Annotated in this window: 20 protein-coding genes, 1 rRNA gene and 1 pseudogene; 16 read left to right on the forward strand and 6 right to left on the reverse strand. The window is 48.8% G+C overall.

The genetic code is table 11. From position 1 onward, the window contains the following. The first annotated feature begins 477 nt into the window (after positions 1-477). From ACGHUK_RS13265 to ACGHUK_RS13275, 3 genes and pseudogenes are all read left to right on the forward strand, one after another. Complete coding sequence (locus ACGHUK_RS13265; protein ID WP_278809722.1) at positions 478-1,974, forward strand: glycosyltransferase; 1,497 nt, start codon at positions 478-480, stop codon at positions 1,972-1,974. A gap of 340 nt (positions 1,975-2,314) precedes the next feature. Continuing rightward, positions 2,315-2,638 (forward strand): annotated as a pseudogene (locus ACGHUK_RS13270) (toprim domain-containing protein); the annotation flags it as partial. A gap of 79 nt (positions 2,639-2,717) precedes the next feature. Beyond that, positions 2,718-2,846, forward strand: a complete 129-nt coding sequence (locus ACGHUK_RS13275; protein ID WP_227612017.1) for a DUF6061 family protein — start codon at positions 2,718-2,720, stop codon at positions 2,844-2,846. 222 nt (positions 2,847-3,068) lie between these two features. Here ACGHUK_RS13275 and ACGHUK_RS13280 read toward each other — a convergent pair whose 3' ends face one another. From ACGHUK_RS13280 to ACGHUK_RS13300, 5 genes are all read right to left on the reverse strand, one after another. Continuing rightward, complete coding sequence (locus tag ACGHUK_RS13280; protein WP_138276949.1) at positions 3,069-5,561, reverse strand: ABC transporter permease; 2,493 nt, start codon at positions 5,559-5,561, stop codon at positions 3,069-3,071. 17 nt (positions 5,562-5,578) lie between these two features. Then, positions 5,579-6,244, reverse strand: a complete 666-nt coding sequence (locus tag ACGHUK_RS13285; protein WP_015536575.1) for an ABC transporter ATP-binding protein — start codon at positions 6,242-6,244, stop codon at positions 5,579-5,581. A gap of 182 nt (positions 6,245-6,426) precedes the next feature. After that, positions 6,427-7,458: a sensor histidine kinase KdpD gene (locus ACGHUK_RS13290; RefSeq protein WP_154277155.1), complete on the reverse strand. Its 1,032-nt coding sequence runs from the start codon at positions 7,456-7,458 to the stop codon at positions 6,427-6,429. Then, entirely contained in the window at positions 7,455-8,147 is a 693-nt protein-coding gene (locus ACGHUK_RS13295) for a response regulator transcription factor (protein WP_055195328.1), read from the reverse strand. The genes ACGHUK_RS13290 and ACGHUK_RS13295 overlap by 4 nt, the downstream gene beginning before the upstream one ends. Positions 8,148-8,358: 211 nt before the next feature. Further along, positions 8,359-8,496 carry a helix-turn-helix transcriptional regulator gene (locus ACGHUK_RS13300; protein ID WP_081027757.1) on the reverse strand — a complete coding sequence of 46 codons (138 nt, stop codon included), beginning with the start codon at positions 8,494-8,496 and terminating at the stop codon, positions 8,359-8,361. Between the two features lie 262 nt (positions 8,497-8,758). Here ACGHUK_RS13300 and ACGHUK_RS13305 point away from each other — a divergent pair, with 262 nt between their 5' ends. The 13 genes from ACGHUK_RS13305 to ACGHUK_RS13365 all read left to right on the forward strand — a co-directional run bounded on the left by ACGHUK_RS13305 (position 8,759) and on the right by ACGHUK_RS13365 (position 21,054). Continuing rightward, positions 8,759-9,079 (forward strand): DUF3847 domain-containing protein, encoded by a 321-nt coding sequence (locus tag ACGHUK_RS13305; protein WP_112115046.1) that lies wholly within the window; start codon positions 8,759-8,761, stop codon positions 9,077-9,079. 272 nt (positions 9,080-9,351) lie between these two features. Beyond that, positions 9,352-10,929, forward strand: a complete 1,578-nt coding sequence (mobQ, locus tag ACGHUK_RS13310) for a MobQ family relaxase (protein ID WP_390575816.1) — start codon at positions 9,352-9,354, stop codon at positions 10,927-10,929. Between the two features lie 797 nt (positions 10,930-11,726). Next, positions 11,727-12,068 (forward strand): replication initiator protein A, encoded by a 342-nt coding sequence (locus ACGHUK_RS13315; RefSeq protein WP_097786354.1) that lies wholly within the window; start codon positions 11,727-11,729, stop codon positions 12,066-12,068. 223 nt (positions 12,069-12,291) lie between these two features. Next, on the forward strand, positions 12,292-12,474 hold the full coding sequence (locus ACGHUK_RS13320) for a hypothetical protein (RefSeq protein ID WP_005924684.1): 183 nt from the start codon (positions 12,292-12,294) through the stop codon (positions 12,472-12,474). 93 nt (positions 12,475-12,567) lie between these two features. Continuing rightward, the gene (locus ACGHUK_RS13325; protein WP_316539505.1) at positions 12,568-14,193 is read left to right on the forward strand and encodes a recombinase family protein; all 1,626 of its coding nucleotides are present in this window, start codon (positions 12,568-12,570) and stop codon (positions 14,191-14,193) included. Continuing rightward, a complete protein-coding gene (locus tag ACGHUK_RS13330; protein ID WP_390574494.1) occupies positions 14,126-16,003 on the forward strand; it encodes a DNA topoisomerase in 1,878 nt (625 codons plus the stop codon). The genes ACGHUK_RS13325 and ACGHUK_RS13330 overlap by 68 nt, the downstream gene beginning before the upstream one ends. Next, positions 16,000-16,887, forward strand: coding sequence for an LPD16 domain-containing protein (locus tag ACGHUK_RS13335; RefSeq protein WP_390574495.1), 888 nt, complete (start codon positions 16,000-16,002; stop codon positions 16,885-16,887). Before ACGHUK_RS13330 ends, ACGHUK_RS13335 begins: the two co-directional genes overlap by 4 nt. After that, positions 16,884-17,192: a hypothetical protein gene (locus ACGHUK_RS13340; protein WP_008396497.1), complete on the forward strand. Its 309-nt coding sequence runs from the start codon at positions 16,884-16,886 to the stop codon at positions 17,190-17,192. The genes ACGHUK_RS13335 and ACGHUK_RS13340 overlap by 4 nt, the downstream gene beginning before the upstream one ends. After that, positions 17,179-17,772: a YodL domain-containing protein gene (locus ACGHUK_RS13345; protein ID WP_117526373.1), complete on the forward strand. Its 594-nt coding sequence runs from the start codon at positions 17,179-17,181 to the stop codon at positions 17,770-17,772. The genes ACGHUK_RS13340 and ACGHUK_RS13345 overlap by 14 nt, the downstream gene beginning before the upstream one ends. Beyond that, positions 17,773-17,979: a transposon-transfer assisting family protein gene (locus ACGHUK_RS13350; RefSeq protein ID WP_005929883.1), complete on the forward strand. Its 207-nt coding sequence runs from the start codon at positions 17,773-17,775 to the stop codon at positions 17,977-17,979. Between the two features lie 21 nt (positions 17,980-18,000). Further along, positions 18,001-18,951: a hypothetical protein gene (locus ACGHUK_RS13355; RefSeq protein ID WP_390574496.1), complete on the forward strand. Its 951-nt coding sequence runs from the start codon at positions 18,001-18,003 to the stop codon at positions 18,949-18,951. Between the two features lie 152 nt (positions 18,952-19,103). After that, on the forward strand, positions 19,104-20,312 hold the full coding sequence (locus tag ACGHUK_RS13360) for a site-specific integrase (RefSeq protein ID WP_117526388.1): 1,209 nt from the start codon (positions 19,104-19,106) through the stop codon (positions 20,310-20,312). Between the two features lie 511 nt (positions 20,313-20,823). Continuing rightward, positions 20,824-21,054, forward strand: coding sequence for a hypothetical protein (locus tag ACGHUK_RS13365; protein WP_390574497.1), 231 nt, complete (start codon positions 20,824-20,826; stop codon positions 21,052-21,054). A gap of 108 nt (positions 21,055-21,162) precedes the next feature. On the opposite strand, the gene rrf is transcribed toward ACGHUK_RS13365, so the two are convergent. Further along, positions 21,163-21,279 (reverse strand): 5S ribosomal RNA (rrf, locus tag ACGHUK_RS13370). Between the last annotated feature and the right edge of the window lie 64 nt (positions 21,280-21,343).

Consider the following 21,343-nt stretch of genomic DNA (forward strand, 5'->3'; position numbering starts at 1 on the left):
AACTTGTTTTAAGTTAAGTTTCGATATTAAAGTTAAGATAATTCAAAAAAATCATCAGGAAGCGGAAATATCATAAGAATAATTTAACACCATGGCACCTTCTTTTTCCTCTCAGATTTCCGTGCTCTGCCACTTTTATGAGCGTTCTTTTCAGTATTTTGCCACTTTCATGAGGGAATAATCCGTGCTTCATTACACTTTCATGAGCGAATTTATGCTGTAATATGACATTTTCATGAGGGAATTGGTGCTTCGATGCGACGTGAGGAGGTAGTGGGCGGAGGCATGGGCGCGATAAAGGCAACGAGTGCGAATGGGTGGACGCGACGTGAGAAGGTGGAGGGTGCGGACGCGTGGGCGCGGAGTGAGCAGGCGGAGGGCCGAGACATTGGCCCGGGAAAAGTGAGCAGAAATATACGAGTGTCAACGGGAGGGTTTTATGGTACAACTAGAAGTAGTTTTTTGATGGAGGTGCCTATGGAGCCGAAGGTCAGTATCATCGTGCCGGTGTATAACGCGGAGAAGAGTCTCGCGCGCTGTGTGGACAGTATTCTGAATCAGGAGTTTCGGGATTTCGAGCTGATCCTCATGGATGATGGAAGTAAGGATCGGTCCGGGGAGATCTGCGACGGATATGCGCGGGCGGATGCGCGCGTGGTGGTCGTGCATAAGGAGAATACGGGGGTGTCGGATACGCGAAACCAGGCGATCGCGCGGGCGCGGGGTACGTTTCTGCAGTTCGTGGACAGTGATGACTGGCTGACGGCGGATGCGACGAAGCTGATGGTGCGGGCGGCCGAGGAGACGGGCTGCGACATGGTGATCGCGGATTTCTATCGTGTCGTCGGAGAGATGGTGTCGCGGAAGGGGGATATCGACGCGGACCAGGTGATCGGGCGTGAAGCGTTCGTTGGCTTCATGATGGAGAACCCGGCGGACTACTACTATGGGGTGCTGTGGAATAAGCTGTACCGGCGCTCGCTTGTGGAGGCGCACGGGATCCGGATGGATGCGAAGCTCAGCTGGTGCGAGGATTTTCTGTTTAATCTCGAGTATGTGCGCTATGCGACGACGTTCTATGCGCTGCGGACGCCGGTCTACTATTATGTGAAGACGAAGGGTTCGCTGGTGAATCAGAAGATCAGCTTCGCGCGGACGGTGGAGATGAAACTCGCGATGTTCGAGTGCTACAACGACTTCTTCAAGCATGTGCTGGATGAGGATGCGTATGAGCGGAAGCGGCTGCAGGTCTATCATTTTCTAGTGGATGCGGCGAAGGATGGTTTCGTGTTCCCGGCGACGATTCCGGGGACGCAGAAGCTCGGTGAGGAGCGGAGCCAGGCGCTGCAGGAGGTGATTTCGGAGGATGGGATCATCGTGGAGAAGTACCGCGACCGGAAGCTGCTCGAGCGCTATCTCGAGTCGGTGGCGCTGAAGTATGATATGACGCTGGCGGAGCTGTCGCTGCTGCTGTATCGGAAGGACGCGGGAAAGGCGCTCACTCGAGGGGCTGAAGCGCAGATGCCTGCGCGGGAAGATGCCGTGGAGGCGACTGATCGAAAGGATGCCGGAAAGGCGCTGAGCCGGAAGGATCTCGCGGAGCTGATGCATATGAGCCGCGGGGATCTGCGCGCCGCGCTGCAGAAGCTGGTCTCACGCGGGATGCTCGAAGTGGTCGACGTGCCGAGGAAACGACGTGAAGCGGCGGAAATAGCCGAGGCGACCGGTCTTTTCGGAAAGCGTGGCGAGGCACAGGATGCAGACGCGAACGGAATGACGAAGAAAAAACGCGAGCCGCGGAATATTCGTCTCGAGCTGCTGCCGGCGTCGGATGCGGTGCTGCAGGATATCGCGGCCGCGGAGCGTGACTACGAGCAGGCGAAGTTCCGGGGATTTACCGAGGACGAGCTCCGGCAGTATACAGCGCTCGAGCGGCGTGTGCAGGAGAACGAAAAGCAGATACTGCAGAAGTGAGGATGGGCAGACGAACACCATCAGCGATGCCTGGCGATGAGTCAGCGAGGGGCAGAATGCGTTGCGGCGAGGCACAACGCATGCGCGGAGTGATGATGTGGAGGGCCGAAACATGGGCACAAGCGAGTAGGAGGCGGTGACTAGCCGCCGTCCTCTCACACCACCGTGCGTACCGTTCGGTACACGGCGGTTTCAACAGTTGACGTGCATAGACTGATAAGCTGTGGCAAGATCATAAAAGGCCCAGTTTGTAGACCTAAAACAGAATACCGTTCCTTACATAGCAGTCATGCGCTTCGGTGCCTGGCTGCTAATTTTTTTGCGAAAGGAGCAGTATCGAATGAAGCTTGTATTAGCGGAAAAGCCCTCGGTTGCCATGAGTCTCTCGAAAGTGATCGGGGCAGATCAGCGCGGGGACGGTTATATGGAGGGCAATGGCTACCTTGTCAGTTGGTGTGTGGGGCATCTGGTGGAACTTTCCCAGCCGGAAGCCTATGATGAAAAGTATGCAAAGTGGAAGTATGATGATCTTCCGATTTTGCCGGAACATTGGCAGTATCAGGTGTCCGCCAGCACGAAAAAGCAGTTCGGAATCCTGAAAAAGCTCATGCAGCGGAAAGATGTGGAGAGTCTGATCTGTGCAACCGATGCAGGACAGTGCGGTTGGGTGACTTAAGAGAAAGGAAAAAGAGACCTCATCTCGTTGAAAATCAAATCCAAAAATCATTTAAGGAGCAATTCAAATGAAACGAAATCAGTATTTCGACCATAATCACTCTCAAAAAGCGCTTTCCTGCCGCTACAACATGGACACCAACCGGGTGGAAGCCCAATTTAATGATGGCACTATCGTCAATTTCGCATTATTGTAATAACAGATTGCTTCTTCCATGAATGGTAATATTATCATCAAACTTTTGGAAGAACTATAAATGTCCGAGGTGCCTTTGATTTCGACAGAAAAACAGGCTGAATTGTTACAAAGCTCGGACATTTCAAAAGAATTTTTTGAAAAATACTAAAGAAGCGGAGCAGCTAAAATCTGCTCCGCTTCGATATGATTGATCTAAGGATGTTTTGCTATTTGATTAAACTCACTCTGTCAACCGCAATCGCTCCACAACTGGAAGGTTAACGTCAGTTTTGTAGACCCATATAGGCACAATAAGGCAGATTAGCAACACCAGTCCAGACACCAGCACCAGTGGGATAAATGGATAGGAGAAAACAGCATAATAGGCCACTTTACTAAAAATCATATATAGCAAGATGAAGATTGCTGTTCCAATGGTGACAGCAAGGGAAAGGGAAACGCCCCAATAATAGAAACCTTCCATAAATAGCATTCGTTTGATTTGTCGCTTTGTCATTCCAATGCTTTCAAGAACAGCTAATTCATAGCGCCGAGTATTTACATTGACAACCATTGTATTGACAAAGTTCATGACACCAACAAGCAGCAGGATCACGGACAACCCTGTTCCTAAAACCTTTGCTGTAATGAGATATTCCTGCATTTCTTCTCGCCGTTCATATCGGGATATAATATCAATGTTAGCTTGTGATGCGGTGATTTGCTTTAATTCTTGCAGTATACTTTCGTCATGTTGACCATCCGTATCAAAGGCCACGCGGAACACTCTATATTGCGGAAAGAGTTCTTTCAAAGCTGTTTGACTAATATACAAATCAGGAGCCGTCCCTCTCTCATTGCCTCCTCCTGCTCGAAACCCTTCATTCAAATAACCGTTCGCTACAATAAAGGAATGCTGTCCGTTCTGCGTCTGGATTGTTATTTCCTGCCCTGGCTGAATAAGGCCTTCTACTGTTTTGGACAGCAGCACAACCTTTCCTTGTTCAAAGGCAGACGTGTCAATAGGCAAGTTTAAGGTTTTATTGATTTCTTCCAAATATGCACTGTCAATTCCAAAAACCCCGCTAAAAAAGTTTTGCTGATAATTTTCTAATTTTGCCGGATCAGAAAAATCAATGCCGTTTACTCCGTCTAATGACGCAAGAAACTCGTGAAATACAGCATCGTCATATACAACATCTGCTGCTACTTGAGGATAAGGTGCATAGGTCAACCTCAAATTCTCAATGCCGTCAAGCTGACCAATCTCTGAAACCATTTCGCTGGAAATTAAATCTTCTCTTTCGTGGATACTATATGTGAGTGCAAAATCGCTTACTCCCCATTGGCTCACATAATTCTCCGGGCTTAAACCATGTAATAGCCCTGTGACGACAAGGAACAAGGAAAGGCCGAAAAAAAGCGATGCAAAAACAAGGGTTGTACTCTTAGCATTACGAAAGACATTGTTCCATGCCATTCTGGACAACTTCATTTTGCTACAATTTCTGGCGCTGCTCTTTGTGCTGGCTGCTGTATATTGGAGTGCTGCTATTGGTGAAACACTTCCGGCAATTTTGGCGGGCTTCATGCTTGCAATCATAACGGTAATGAACGTAAATATGGCCGCTCCTATGAAAATAAACGGCGAAAAAGATACTTTTGTTCCCACATCAGAATTTGTTGAATACATCATATTCAGGAAGTAAGGAACAATGCCAAAGGAAACAGCCGCACCAAGTAACAGACCAATCGGAATACCAATACAAGAGATTCTGATTGCCTGCTTATAGATAATTCTCTTTATCTGCCTTTGGGTCGTTCCAATCGTTTTAAGACGGCCATAGAATTGCACATCTTTTACGACAGAGACATAAAGAATATTATAAATCAGCAGATAGCCGCTAAAGGATATAAAAACTGCTAAAATTATTACAGCTAAAATAATAGTTCCACCATTTGCCTGTTCTAATGGTGCAATTTCAAATGTTTGCCCTTCTGTAAAGTCAATCTCACGCCGCAATCTTTCACAGTTTTTGTCAGCATTATCATTGCCTTGAAAACGGATCATTGCCGTAACACTATTATCCAGTGATACATTTAAGCTATCCTTAAAAGCGGATGAAACATAAACATAACCACGATTATTTGTGCGCATTGGAATGTAGTCCGTATAGTAGCCCGACAGCAAAAAGGTGTCTGAGACATAATTATAGCTATCGCCAATTTGGTACGACAACACAATCTCCATCCCTATTTGCGGATCAGAAATGCCCATCTGTTCAAGCACCCATGTAGGTAGCATAATTTCGTTTTTACTTGATGGGTAATTTCCTACAACACCTGATATAGTAGGAAGACGGTGGTGTTCCCACTCGGTATCATCTATCCAAACTATACCTAATCTCGCATTTTGCAGTTGCTCTGTATCAACACTGCCTAAACGCTGCTGTATACCTACGTCAAGGACAAGGTTTGATTTTGAAATGTCAACCAACTGATTTTCTGTTACGTTTGTGATTCCGACATCAGCGGTAGTTCCCATTAACCGAATTTGTTGCATTTGGTAGGTTTCAAAGTAACTAAAACCAATACTGAATGTCGCAGTTATCATAAATGCAGTTAGCACAAGAGCAATGATTGCAAATAAATTACGCTGCCGTTCATGGTGCAAACTGCGCTTTGCCAGTTTCTTTTCAATGTTACTGGTATCATTTTCAAAAGGCCATGTCATAGTCTGCCACCCCCTACTTATTCCACAATTTTGCCGTCCTCAATGCGGACAATCCGATCTGCAAGACGGGCAATATCGTTGTTGTGGGTAATCATCACAACGGTTTGCCGGAACTCCGCACTGGTGCGCTTGATAAGCCCCAGCACCTCAGTGCTGGTCTTGCTGTCAAGATTGCCGGTCGGTTCGTCCGCCAGCACGATAGCCGGTTTGGTAATCAAGGCGCGGGCGATAGCCACACGCTGCTGCTGTCCGCCGGATAGATTGTTCGGCATATTTTTCAGTTTATCTTCCAGCCCCAGTAGGTGAACAATTTCGTCCAAAAACTTCTGATCCACCGTGTCCCCGTCCAACTCCACCGGCAGGACAATGTTCTCATACACATTCAGGATGGGAACAAGGTTATAGTTCTGGAAGATAAAGCCGATGTTGCGGCGGCGAAAGATGGTAAGCTGCTCGTCGTTCTTCTTTGCCAGTTCTTCGCCTCGGACAATCACGGTTCCGCTGGTGGGAGTGTCCAACCCGCCCATCATGTGAAGCAGGGTGGACTTGCCGCTACCAGAGGTTCCCACAACAGCCACAAACTCGCCGTCCTCCACGGAGAAATTTACGCCGTCAAGGGCGCGGGTAATGTTCGGTTCTGTACCGTAATACTTTTTCAGGTCAATCGTCTGTAAAACGCTCATATTCAAAACTCCTTTCAAGGCTTCCTACCTGTTGATAAGTGTATTGTAAAACCCAAATGTCCGCGAAATGTTACAGCGGCTAAAAAAATTCATTGAAAATTGAGGTGAAATGTTACAACGCTCGGACATTTCATTTTATCTCTGCGCTTCGGGCCAACTTGACCCGAAGCAGAAAGTTTCTCTCAACGCAAGGGAAGCATAATGGAAAATTCCGAACCCTTGCCCGGCTCCGAAACCACTTTGATATAGCCACCCTGCCGCGTTACGATCTCGCGGGCCAGATACAGGCCAATGCCCACACCCTGCTGTTCGTGTACTTCTTCCTCACGATAGAAGCGCTGGAAGATAGTGGCCTGATTGCTTTCGGAAATGCCCTTGCCAGTGTCGGTCACTTTGATTTCCACATACATTTCCCACAGCACCACAGACACAGCGATTTTCCCGCCTGCCGGGGTGTACTTCACCGCATTGTCCAGCAGGTTAAAGAGGGCTTCCGATGTCCACTTGCTGTCATGGGAAACGGTCAAATCCTCCGGGCAGTCCACGGACACGGCGATTTCCTTTTTCTCCGCTGCATACACGATCCCACTCATGGCCTGTGCCACGGTATCAAAGAGGCGGCCCGGTTTCTTGTCCAACTGGATCACGCCTGTTTCCAGACGGGAGGTTTTCACAAGGGCCTGAAAGAGAAAGTCCAGCTTATCCGTCTGGCTGCGGATTCCCCGGATAAAGTCGGTGCGCTCTGCCTCGGCCATAGGCTTTTCCAGCAGGGTGTCCGTCGCCATTTTCAGATTGCTTACCGGCGTTTTCACCTGATGGGAAATATCCGATACAAGGGTCTGTAACTCCTGCCGTTCCTCGTCCACCCGGCGGCGGTTCTCCTGCATGATCTGGTAAAGCCTTGCCAGCCGGTGTCCGATTCTGGCAAGCTGGGTTTCGCTGTCCTCTGGCCGCTGGGGCGCTTCATTCCCGGCGATCATGTGGTCTAAGGTCTGGCACAGGTCAGCGGTAAACTGTGATAACCGTTTTCCAAACGCCTGCGTCAGTACAAAAATCCCTACAAGGGCGCACAACAGCAGCGCCCCGCCCGTCAGCAGCACCGCCGTCTGTTTTGTCACAAGAAAAAGGGCTATGGTGATCCCGGACATGGAGAGGGCAAGCCCCATTGCCACCCGGCTAAACAGCCGCTTTACCGAGAGATTTTGAAACTTCATTTTGCCTCACCTCCCGTCCATTGATAGCCCATGCCGTAAACGGTCTTGATGTAGGGCGCGCCGCCGTCGGATTCAATCTTGCTGCGAATCCGGCTGATGGAGGTTGTCAGGGTGTGTTCGTCTACAAACCGCTCGTCTATATCCCACAGCCTTTCCAAAAGCTGCCCACGGGTCAGCACTTGCCGGGGATTTTTGCGGAACAGGTTCAGCATTTTGTACTCCATCGGGGATAGGGTCAGGGGCTTGCCGTTTAGGGAAGCCGTCTGCTCCGAGAAGTCCAGAAACAGCCGCCCGTCGTCGTAAATGTCCTTAGCCGGTTTGTGGTGTTCCAGCATGGCGAACATGGCTTTGATTTTCCGCTGCAAGGCCCCGATCACAAAGGGCTTTGTGATGTAGTCCACCGCGCCCACCTCATAGCCCCGTATCTGGTCGCTCTCCTGATCGTTGGCGGTCAGGAAAATCACGATGGTATCCGGGTGCTGGGGCTTTATCAGCTTGCACAGTTCAAAACCGTTCCCGTCCGGCAGGTTGATGTCTAGCAGCACTAAATTAAATTCCCGCTGGCGGATGGCTTCGGCTGCGGTTCTGGCATTTAGGGCAGAAGTCACGCCGTAGCCGTCTGCGGTCAGGTTATAGGCCAACATCTTATTCAAAAAACTGTCGTCCTCGACAATTAAAATCTGCTTCATATCCTCACTTCCTTTGCTTTTTGCAGATAGTATAACAGGCAAATGTCCGTGAAATGTTACAAGGACAAATATATTTATCATTTTACAGCTTTTTTATGTGTACTGCAATTTTATAAAAGAAAGGACAGCAGTATCATCAAATTGCTGTCCTTGCGGTTTATTATAGCTGGTAGTGTATAAGCGTGGGTTCATCATATTTGGTGTGGTATCTTTAACTATGGGAAACTCCCCGCTCCCATTTTGAAACTGCTTTATCCGTAACATTTAGCTTTTGTGCAAGTTCCAGTTGTGTCCACCCCCTTTCCTTTCTTAATTCCGAGATGAACGTACCAAATTTTTGACTATCCATGTCGATTGTCCTTTCTCTTGAACTGTCTCAATCCATATCACGTTTTCCGATTTATTTCCACCTACGATTTGTAGAGTCCTTCATTTACTTCTCTACTTTCTGTTTACTTTAAGAAAATGATCGTAACAGCGTCCATGTTTTCGCTCGCCACTTTTCCAATGGATTATGACAGTTTTAGCGAGAGATTATCCATATTGATTATGTGTAGTGTACCACGAACCAACAAAAATATCGGATGTCACTAATGCTGTAAAGGAGCGTGATGCCATTGACCCAACCGAAAACTGACCTTGCCTACCTCCGCAACGAAAAAGCCAAAGCAGAGCAGAAGCTGCGCTCTTGCCAGCACCGGGAGAAGATCCTTGAACGCAGGATGTCGGAGCTGAACCGGAGAGAGCGTGTGCATCGTCTTTGCACTCGTGCCGGAATGCTGGAAAGTTTTCTGGTCTGTCCGGGAGAATTGACCGATGATCAGGTGATGGAACTGCTGAAAATCTCGTTCCGTCAGCCTGAAGTCGTGCTGGCTCTTGCAAAGATGGTGCATGACGTTCACGAAAAGCAGAACGTTCCGAACCCCCTATGAAATAGGGCGCAATTATACACCGTTCCGGTGAAATTGCGGTCTTGCAGACGGCTCGATGAAATCGAAGCTGGCGTTTGTGCGCCAGCCCGATTCCATCACAAGGAAAACTGCATTTTCCTTGCGCTGCTCCGCAGCTATCCTTTTGCGGCTCCCGCCTAAGACCGAAGCGCATAGCACTCCGTTCTAAGGCGGTGAGCACAACCGAATACGATTCCAGACCGTTCATCAAGAGCAATCTTGCTGGGCGGTCTTTTTGTTTGGGGGTGATGCCTATTCCGTGTCCGCATTTCAAAATTACCATCGTCAAGCGCAGCCAAGGACAGTCCGCTGTTGCCGGGGCCGCTTACCAGAGCGGCGAACGGCTGTTCAGCGAGTACGACCAGAAAACGAAATTCTACAACAAGAAGAAAGAACTTGTCCACGCTGAGATCATGCTGCCGTCCCATGCGCCGCCCGGATATGCAGACAGGGCAATGCTCTGGAATGCCGTGGAAGCCGTAGAGAACCAGTGGAACTCCCAGCTTGCCCGCCGTATCGTGCTGACGTTTCCGGTGGAGGTGCCGAAGGAACAGTATCTCTCCATGATAAAAGAGTTTTGTCAGGAGCAGTTTGTTTCCAAGGGCATGATTGCCGATTTTGCCATCCACGACAAGGGAGATGGTAACCCACACGCCCACATTCTGCTGACGCTCCGAGCGATGGATGAACACGGCAGGTGGCTCCCGAAAGCCCGAAAGGTATACGACCTTGACGAGAACAGTGAGCGCATCCGGCTCCCTTCCGGGAACTGGAAGTGCCACAAGGAAAACACGGTGGACTGGAACGACCAGAAGTACGCCGAGGTCTGGCGGCATAGCTGGGAGACCATCACCAACCGCTATCTGGAAGCGGCTGGCAGACCGGAGCGTGTTGACCTGCGCTCTTTTGAGCGGCAGGGCATCCAGCAGATACCGACCATCCATCTCGGCCCCGCCGCACACCAGATGGAAAAGCGTGGAGTGGAAACCTTTCTCGGCAACCTGAACCGAGATATTCGAGCCGCCAACAGCCTGATGCAGTCCATCCGCAGCGCAATCCGTGGGCTGCAACGCTGGATTGCAGACCTGAATGAAAAGAAGCAGCTTCTTCTGGACGCTCTGGAAAAGGCGAAGGAGCCCACACTGTCCAATCTGCTGGTGGACTACTTCAATCTCCGCAATGAGCAGCGCAGTGATTGGTCTGGCAAGGCAAAACTGAAATGCACTGTCCGGGACTTTGAGGAGATTCGGCAGGCGGTGGACTACCTGAAAGCCCATTTCCTGAACACCATCGAGGATTTGGACACTGCAATTTCTAACCTGAACCAGACCGCCGCCCCACTCCGCAGACAGTTGAAGCAGAACGAAAACCGTATGCGGGCAATCGCCCAGATCAAGGACGCTGCTACCATCTATGCCAAGCTAAAGCCCATCCATGACACCTTTATCAAGAAGAACTTCAAGCTGACCAAGGACGCTTATGCCGCCCAGCACAAGGAGGAACTTGACACCTTTAATAAAGCTGTCCGCACCCTGATGAAGCTGAACGGCAGCACAGCGGTGAATTTTTCGGCATTGGATGCCGAATTTTCTGCGCTGCAATCGAGCAGCGCAGAGCTGCGCACCCAACTGGAAACCTTGCAGCCGGACATCTCTGCCCTGAAAAATATCCGCAAGTATATTGACATGGTGCTGAATAAGCAGCAGCTTTCTGCACCGGGCGGCAAGACCCCGGAGAAGGAATCGGTGCTGAAAAAGCTGGAGCAGTTTCAGCAGAAAAAGTCCCACCACAAAACGACTTCCACTACCCCAAACCGCGAAGAATCGCTCTAAACGATCTTTCTGTCACCGATACGCCGTTGCAATCAGTGGCAGAAATACATAATTCGTATGTTTTTTTGTTGGCCTTTGCCTGTTCTCGTCGGCTAGTGAGTAGAGGCGTACTTTTAAGGCAGAAATTTTCTCCAACACCCCCCATTTTAGGCCACTTTTTCTGTTAATAGTAGAAGCGCCTCTTTGAAAGCCGGTCATTTGTGACCTTTTTGTTAATTCTCAAAAAGATGGTTGTCTTTGGGCTGTTTTCGTTGCCTACCTATTGAGAGGATTTTTTCAAAAGCGGAGATTTGGTCTCAAGAATTACAATTCAATTACAAGTTTCTCACCAATGCTACGAAACAGGCGTTTTCGATGCCTACCAAGTGTAGGGCATCTTTTTCAAGACCATTCTCGGACTATTATGACGTTTTGTTTACAAAATTGCTTGCAATGCTACGAAATGGCCTTTTTCATCGGCTACCAAGTAGAAGGATGTTTTTCGTCCGTCAAAGTCCAGAAATCTTCCATATGTTCCTTGACAAGTGAATAGTTCAATCGTCCGGTACTTCACAAAAGGTACTTCTGTAACTCGCAGCCCGGTCATAACGAAGACGGGGTGGCTGAAATGCCAATGGTGCGGTGCAAGCCCGCCGCCGGACGATTCCCCACTCCTAGGGAAGTCGAGGACCAATATGGGAGACCTTAACTTATTAACGCAGTTGAGCACTTGTTTCGTGCTTTTCTGCGACTGGAGAATTGGAACCCACCAATTCTCGTTACATACTCTTTGTTTCTGATTTCTGCTTCAGCTGGAGGTGATCAACATTTCAGAATATCTTACCACGCAAACTCTGCTGCCGCCGTTTCTCCCATACCCACGCTTCCTTTTGGAACTTGACCTGAGCCAGACTGCAAAAATGACTTATGTGCTGCTGCTCGACCGTGCCACGCTCTCGCAGAAAAATCTCTGGATAGATGAACGCGGTTTCGTGTTTGTCATTTTTACGATTTGCTCTTTGGCTGAGCAGCTAGGGCGCAGCACTGTCAGTGTTTCCAGTGCGCTTAAGGAATTGGACGCTGCGGGATTGATTGAGCGCAGACGAACGCGGTTTTCTTCGCCCAATCACATCTTTGTAAAAATTCCAAATGTTGAATAGTTCTGCGTTTTTCACGATTCAAGAACCGCCAAAATCACGATTCTGCGATGCAGATTCTTAATGGCATCTGCAAAAGAGATTTTTCCTATGCAGTATAGCAGCCTTTAAGACTGTATCAAAGAAAACTTTCACCTAACCAACGTAATAAAACAAAAAGAGAAAAACGAATAGAATCCATCCATTCCTTTCCGTATTTGCACCACATGAATGAGGAGGTCTGCCCTTGAACAAAGAAAAATCCGAGAAGAAGCCCACCACACGCAAACGTGCGCCGAGAAGTCCGAAGTCTGTGCGCCTGATCGTGGAACGCCATTATATCGGCAATGTGCCGATGAATACGCTTTTTCAGCGGCTTGCGGAAGAAGAAATTCGTAAAACTGCCGAATCGTATCTCGCCGCTGGTTAATTGGACGTTTTACTGCGGAAAAGGGCTTGCATCATCACGCAGCATCCGCTACAATGTGATTGATGAGGTCTCTTTTCCATTATGGAGGTACACATGGAAAAGGACAAAAAAGTAACTGCTTTATACTGCCGGCTGTCAAAAGATGACGGTTCAAACAGCGAAAGCCTGAGCATCCGCACTCAAAAGGCGATGCTTATGGAGTATGCCACACGCAACGGTTTCGGGAATTGCCAGTACTATGTCGATGATGGTTACAGCGGTACGAACTCTGACCGCCCTGCCTTTCAGGAACTTCTGGATGATATCCGGGAAGGAAAGGTGGCAACAGTCATTACCAAAGACCAGTCCCGACTTGGACGCAACCACATCGAAACCGGAACGTATATGGAAATCTTCTTTCCTGAGCACGGTGTCCGCTATATTGCAATCAACGATGGTTATGATTCCAACGAGCAATCCCAGATGGATATTGCTCCGTTCAGAAACATCATCAATGAAATGTACGCCAAAGACACTTCCCGAAAAATCAAGAGTGCCCTTCGGACACGCAAGAAAAGCGGAAAGTATATCTCCAGCAACGCACCGTTTGGCTACCAGAAAGACCCTGCCGACCACAATCACCTTGTGATTGACCCGAACACCGCCCCTGTTGTTGAGTACATCTATTCAATGGCAGAGGAAGGGCTGGGGCTTCACCGCATCGCCAAGCGGCTCCACGATGAAAAAGTTCTGAAGCCGTGTTACTACAAGAAAGAGATGTTTGGCCGCTTTATTGATGATGAAAAGATGTATGATTGGGATAATGCCTATATCAGTCAGGTTCTGCACAGCCCGGTCTACGCCGGACACATCATCTACGAAGCCAAGCCCACCGTGTCCATGAAATCCAAAAAGCGACGTTATATTCCGTTTGAAGAACGTGCCATCGTTCCGAATACACATGAAGCAATCATCCCACAAGACCGTTGGGAGAACGTGCAGCGCATCCTTTACAGCCGTTCTGGCTGCTTTATGTGTGATAAGACCGACTACGACAATATTTTCAAGGGAATTATCCGCTGTGCAGACTGCGGCAGAACGATGTTAGTCAAGGTTGAGCACAGGCGCAAACGCAACAGTGTTCTGGATCAGACCTTTTATTGTTGCAGCACTTATCGGAAATATGGTGCGAAAGCCTGTGACTCTCACAATTTGGAAGCCCGTGTTCTGCATGAAGCTGTCTTTGCAGACATTCAGGCACACGCAAAGGCTGCTGTGAGCAATCGGGAAGCCCTTGTGAAGAAGATTGCAAATCAGATGCACCTCCGGGTGTCCTCTGACCGGGCGCAGCACAAACGGGATTTGAAGCAGTGTAAAGCACGAATCGCAGAAATCGAAGACCTGTATGCAAAACTTTATGAGGACGTATCAAAGGGACTTCTCCCGGAGAAACGTTTTCAAATGCTTGCGGATCGCTACGACAAAGAACAGGCTGAACTGACCGACAAGATTGAGCAGTACGAGCGGGAAGGCCGTGCTGAACACGATCAGCTGGACAAGATTCAGGATTTTATTGATGAAGTCAGCAAGTACGCTGGCATCACCGAACTGAACTATAAGATTCTGCATCAGCTGATTGACAAGATTCTGGTATCCAAAGCGGAAAAGGTCGATGGCGAATACGTCCAGAAAATCCAGATTTTCTACCGCTTTATCGGCCCATTGGATGCCATTGAATAACAACGTCAGAAAAGTCACCTCCGAGAACTATCCTACAGATGCAGGGCGTGAGGGCGAACTGATTTTCCGACTGGTTTACCATCAGTGCGGCTGCAAAAAGCCGGTGGAACGGCTTTGGATTTCATCAATGGAGGACAGTGCTATCCGGGAAGGCTTTCAGAAGCTCAGACCGGGAACAGAATATGATGCCTTATATGAGGCGGCTTTATGCCGGGAGCGAGCCGACTGGATTGTCGGAATCAACGCCACCCGGCTTTTTTCATGTCTGTATGGGCAGACCCTGAATGTGGGGCGCGTGATGACACCAACGCTTGCGATGGTGGTTATGCGAGATGCAGCAATCCGGGCGTTCAAGCCGGAGCCGTTCTACTCGGCAGAATTAAAATTTCGGGATTTTCAAGCGGGCGGTGAGCGAATGAAAGAAAAAGCAGAAGCAGAAAAACTGGTGGCAGAGTGTTGCCAGGCAGGAAGTGCCATCATTACCAAGGTAGAGCAGAAAGAAAAATCAGAGAAGCCCCCGGCCTTGTTTGATCTGACATCGCTTCAGAGAGAAGCAAATCGGCAGCTGGGATTCACTGCCCAGCAGACCCTGGATTACACACAGGCTCTGTACGAGAAGAAACTCGTGACATATCCCCGTACCGACAGCCGGTATCTGACGGATGATATGGCACCGCTGGTGCCGGAACTTGTTTCTGTGATCCAGCAGAGCTTTCAGATTCAGGCGGATGTACCGGCACCGGTGAATGCAGCGCAGGTCATCAATTCTAAGAAAGTCACCGATCACCATGCCATTATCCCTACAAAAACAGCGGCGGGTTATGACATTTCCTCGCTTCCCAGTGGAGAACAAGCGATTCTTACTCTGCTGGCGGTGCGGCTGATTTGTGCGGTCGGAACACCCTGCCACTATGCAGAAACCATAGTAGAAGCGGAGTGTGCCGGTCAGAAGTTCCGCACGAAAGGCAAAACAGTCACGGATATGGGCTGGAGGCAATATGCAGGAAAGCCGGTTGAAGATGCTGAGAAGAATGCGGAGGCAGGTGATCTTCCGGAGCTTTCGGAAGGCATGACATTGGAACTTGCCGGTGTCGATCTGAAAGAAGGCAAGACCAGCCCACCCAAGAGGTTTACCGAAGATCTTCTGCTTTCAGCGATGGAAAGTGCCAGCTCGGATGAATTTCCGGCTGGTGTAGAGCGAAAAGGCATCGGCACACCAGCTACACGCGCTGCCATCATCGAAAAACTGGTACAGAAAGGCTTTATCGAGCGCAGGGGCGATAAGAAAACGAAATACCTTTGTTCTACGGACAAGGGAAATGCGCTGGTGACGGTGGTGCCGGAACAGATTCAGTCTCCATCCATGACGGCAGACTGGGAGGTAAAACTGCTGAAAATAGAACACGGCGAGTATGACAGCGATGCCTTTATGGGAGAAATCAGCAGCATGGTCAGCGGACTTGTAAAAACCTACGAGGCTGTGAAAGGTGCCAATGTCCTGATGCAGCCGGAATGCAAAGTCATTGGTTCCTGCCCCGCCTGCGGCAGTGATGTTTGTGAAACGGCAAATGGATGGTTTTGCAGGGATAAGAACTGTAAATTTGCACTCTGGAAGGAAAACAGGTTCTTTCAGACACTGGGAAAGCAGATGACAGAGGAACTGGCAAAGCAACTGGTAAATCAGGGAAAAGCACGGCTTACCCACTGCTATTCCAAGAAGTCTGGACGTTACTATGACACAACCGTTCATGTAGAGACTGGCGAGGACGGTGCAGCAGCATTTAAGCTGGAGTTTGGAGGTAAAAAATGAGCATGAAAATGATGAATGCAGCTTATTTGGTGGATAATGCTGCGCTGCTTTCCTTGCAGGAAAAGCAGGACGGCGTGGAATTCCATTGCTTTGATATGGACAGCAAGGTGCAGACCACCGAGGGACACATTGGCTGGGATGTGTTGGATAAACAGCCGTCTTCTACGCTGGAAGAAAGCGCAAGGGTGGTAGCACTTCAGAAGATTTCCCAGCTTGACGGTCTTGCCGTTGCGCCGGTAGCTCCGGAGATGCTGGAGCAGGTACGCGGCGGCAGAAAGGTTCTCTGGCAGATGAAAAAGGCTGATCCTGAGCTGGAGAATGCAAAAAATATCCGGTTTATCACCAGCAACTACGAGGATCGGTTCAAAATTCCGGATGGCAGTGCAGTGGAGATCGAGTATCCGAACCGGAAGTTCTCAGCTCGCTGCGAATATATGGACGAATATCATTTGCGCCTGGGGTATGATGTTTTGCACATCTGTCAGCTGGCAGAAATGCTGGAACGCGGCGGTGGTACATGCCGCCCGGAGCCGCTGATTACGGAAGAACGCAGTGCATGGGATTTGGGAGGCAAGGGCTTTCTTGCCATTCAGACCTGTGAGGACGGTTACGACTATACCTTATATCATAAGGACTTTACGGAAATTGACGGTGGACAGATCGACAACCCGGAAATCAGCATGAATGCAGCCAGAGACCAGATTCTTTCGGATTATGGGTTCGGTGGCCGCACCATGACGCGGATTGACTATGATGAACTTTGTGATCGTGCAGAGGAAGCGGAAATCAGCAGACGGGAATCTGTGCTGGGTAAACTCTCGGATTTGTCTTCCAGAACGGATACGCCGGTGAAAGCTGTCAAGGCGAAGGAGGCAGAGCGATGAAATACAAGCTTACGAAGGCAGAGCAGGAAACCGTCATCAATTTTGATAATGAACTGGATACCGCCAGCATTTATACCCATGACAGCCGCCTGATTAAGAAGCTTCGGGAACTGCGAAAACAGTATCCGGAGCAGTTTATTTTGGAGCACCGGGAGCATGGGTCGGTCACTTATACGATTCCGAAACGCTGCGTCGGTATCCGACCGCCTTATAGTGAAAAGCGGCGGGAACAGCAGCGGCAGGAAGCAAAGGAAAACGGCCTGCCGTTTATGGAGAAGGGAGAAATGAACGATGGCAAGAATTGAAAAATGGGATGAAGTGCATGGAACGCAGGCACCGGACGAAAGAATGATGGCATTTCTCGACAGTACTACCGACCAGTATGCGATTTTGCAGCTTCGCCGCAGCGAGGATACGGTATATGAACGCTTTTCGTCTATGCGCGAACTGGAACGGATGGGGCTGGAACCGGATATTGACCATTATGAGGTGGTTTATACGGCTCCGCTTCTTCCCTACAAGGATCAGAATACGATGTTAGAGGAACTGTATGCGAAATTCAATGTTTCCCGCCCTGATGATTTTACTGGTCATAGTCTTTCTGTGTCTGACATCGTGGCTTTACGGCAGAATGGTGTTGTAAGCTGTCACTATGTGGATTCCATCGGCTTCCAGGAACTGCCCGGATTTTTGAAACCGGAGAACTACCTGAAAGCCGCAGAAATGGCGATGGAGGACGATTACGGCATGATTGACGGCGTAATCAATAACGGAAAGAAGGAAGAACCGGTGGAGAAAGCATCGGTTCTGGATCAGCTGAAGGAAAAGCAGGAGGCTGTGCCGCCTGCGCCGCCTCGCAGGTGCTGCGAAGAAAAGGAGTTATAAATGCGTTTTACGGATGACGAATGGATGCTCATGATGCTTTACAGCCCTGGCACACGGACAGGGCTGATCGAAGAGCTTCAAAAGATGCAAAAAAGTCTGACGGGCAGAGACAGAAACCTGCGCAGGTGGACGGCCTCGCTGCTTGCAAAACTGGCAGAGATGACGGATGCAGAATATGAGGCACTGGATTTGTATCCGGACGAATAAAGGAGAGGAGGAAAAAGACAGATGATGACGAAAACGGCTTATTATATGCAGATGGCGCAGGAAGCTGCGGCACAGATCACTGGCAGCAAAGAGCAGTGGACAGCGTTTCTGACCACATCCGCACGGCTTTATAAGTATCCTTTTGCGGAGCAGCTGATGATCTATAAGCAGAGACCAGAAGCGACGGCCTGTGCAGAGTACGATCTCTGGAATGATCGGATGAACCGCTATGTGAAGCGTGGCTCCAAGGGCATTGCTCTTTTGGACATGCGCGGCGAGCAGCCGAAACTGCGGTATGTATTTGATGTGGCAGATACCGGAGAACGGAAGAATTCCCGACCGGTACAGCTCTGGAAAATGAATGCGGAGCATGAGCAGCCAATCATTCGCGCACTGGATGCAGCATTTGATGTTTCTGCCGGTGCTGGGTCTCTGGAAAATCATATCATGGAAGCGGCAGAACGCCTTGCAAGGGATTACTGGGAGGAAAACCGCAGGCAGATCAGTGACATCGTTGCAGATTCCTATCTGGAAGGATATGATGAACTCAACATCGGAGCTTCCTTTAAGAGAGCTGCCGCTGTCAGCATCGCATATTCCGTCTTTACCCGGACGGTGGGCAATGCAGATGACTATTTTGAGCACGAGGATTTTCTGGACATCTTTGATTTTAATACGCAGGCTGCCGCCAATGTGCTGGGAACTGCGGTCAGCGAAATGTCCAGCCAGATCTTCCGGGAAATTGAACGCACGATCCGAACCTATGAAAGAGATAAGCAGGCAGAAAGGAGCCAAAACTATGATATTACAAATCTTATTCACGCATCGGTTGATCCTAAAACAGTTCAATATCTTGCCGGTCATGAGAACAGCAAGATAACGATGGACATTTATGCAAAGGCAAAGTATAACCGACCGGATGAACTGGCGGGTATATTAGAGGATACCTTTACACTGTGGGATGCAGAATAGGCCAGACAGTTTCATGAATGAGATCAAAAAGAGTAGGGATAATCCCTGCTCTTTTTACATATAGCCGACATCCTTGAGAACCGGAGCAGCATTCTGGATAATTAAAGAGCAAAGATCAATTTGGATATATCAAGAAAATGGAGGAAGCAATAATGGCAAGAAAAAAAGTAGTGCCGGAATATGGAACAATTATGAAGAGGGGCGTTCAATATTACAGAACACGAATGCAGGATGCGGATGGAAAATGGATTTCGCTATATGCACAGACTCCTGAAGAGCTGTACGATAAATCCATTGAGATGAAGCGCAGTATTGAGGATGAAATATTCCGGAAGAATAACCCGACAGTAGCTGAGTATTGCGAAAAATGGTTGAAGATGCGCTCGGCGAGTGTGCGAGAAAACACATTGAGTGGATATGAGCGCACGATAAGAAAATATATTATTGGCGCTATTGGAGATATGTATATGGACGAAGTGACGACCGATGACCTTCGCTTGCTGCTGGTGCCAATCTCCAAGCAATCAGCTTCCCTGTACAGCAAAATGAATATGCTGATCAAATGTGTTTTCTATTCAGCAGAAGAAAGCAAAATCATCAGTTATAATCCGGCTGCGTCGCTTTCCGCAAAAGGCGGAACACCAAAGCAGGAAAAGAAGGCATTGACGGATGAGCAGGTGAAAATTCTTCTGGATACAATCAGGGGATTACCACCGTATGTCTTCGTAATGATTGGGTTGTACGCAGGGTTGCGGCGGGAAGAAATTCTTGCACTGCGATGGGATTGTGTTTTCCTGGATGAAGCCACTCCATATATTTCGGTACGGCGAGCATGGCGTTCTGTGAATAATCGTCCGGTAATTTCAACAGAATTAAAAACGCCAGCAGCTAAAAGGGACATTCCTATTCCGGGCAAGCTGGTGGAATGTTTGAAAGAGGCAAAAGAAAAGTCAAAATCGGAATATGTGATCTCTGACAGGAATGGTAACGCTCTGGCTGAATCCCAGTTCGTGAGGGTGTGGAAGTACATAGCAGTTCGTTCTACGGAAGAACGCTGCTATTACACCTATGTGAATGAGCAGAAGATTAAGCATGTGGTAAAGCCGAAGCTTGGTGAGCATCAGCCGAACAATCCGAAGTTGGTATATACGATGGATTTTCAAGTGACACCGCATCAATTGCGTCACACTTATATCACGAATCTGATTTATGCTTCGGTTGATCCTAAAACCGTACAGTATCTTGCCGGACACGAAAACAGCAAGGTGACTATGGACATTTACGCCAAAGTCAAGTATAATAAACCTGCCCAATTACATGGGGTGATCAACAGAGCAATCGACACATCAAAAAAAGATTAGGGTTAAAATCCGACAAAAGCCTACAAAATCGTGGGTTTAAGAACTGGTGGACGAAGAGCAAAAAGCTTGAAAAACCGCGTAAAATCAAGCAAAATCGAGCTTCGGTTTCGTGAAGTACGGTCTGAAGGCTGCCCGTCGTGCACCTCAGTTCTCTAAGCGCTGATTTTACCCATATTGCAAACTTTGCAGCTCTGCCAAGGCAGAGCTGCTTTTTTATTGCAAGTTTTCTGCGACTGCACTGACAGGCTGCTGGCCCAGCGGCATCAGCAGTTCAGAGCAGACAAAAAATACAGTAAAGACTGCACTGAAAGCGGCAGTTGAACAAAACGAGGATTCTTATAATCTGGTCGAAAACAAAGCGCTGAGCGTAAAAGCACGGGCCATTCTGGAGGCATATCTTAAGGAAGTTGAGGCTGGATACACGGATGTCTTTGAGCCTCAGAATGTAACCAATTTTTGCCCGACAGATGTAACTGTCGGTGACGACGGATTCGGAACGGCTGTCTTTTCCATGCCGGAGAATGCTGTTGATCCGCAGGCGTGGAAAAGAGCTGCGAATGCATTGGTGGCAAATTTTCTGTGTTATTATCAATACAATGGCAACAATGTTGAGTTCTGCGTTGAAATTGTGAAGCAGGAGGCCCCAGATGGACAAGGTGAAGCGGCAGACTATATGGTGATTTTTGCCAAAAAACATGATGGGGAGGAAGGCGGAGAAATCTGGACGCCGTCGGCACTCTGATATTTTTTGATACCAGCATCCCTGTATAAACCCGGAGAAAAAGATTTGACAAAGCTTTCCGGCAAAAGAAAAACGCTTCAGAATTTCTTCTGAAGCGTTTTTTGTTCAAGTCGGCGACTACCTATTTTCACGCGCCGTTTCCAGCGAACTATCTTCGGCACAAGTGAGCTTAACTTCTGTGTTCGGAATGGGAACAGGTGGAACCTCACCGTCATCGACACCGACCGATCTGACTGAACCAGTATAACATGTTTGTCGTACTTTGTCCAGTATTTCTTAGAAGGACGTG

Source organism: Faecalibacterium sp. i25-0019-C1 (assembly GCF_042854225.1).
Classification (GTDB): Bacteria; Bacillota; Clostridia; order Oscillospirales; family Ruminococcaceae; genus Faecalibacterium; species Faecalibacterium taiwanense.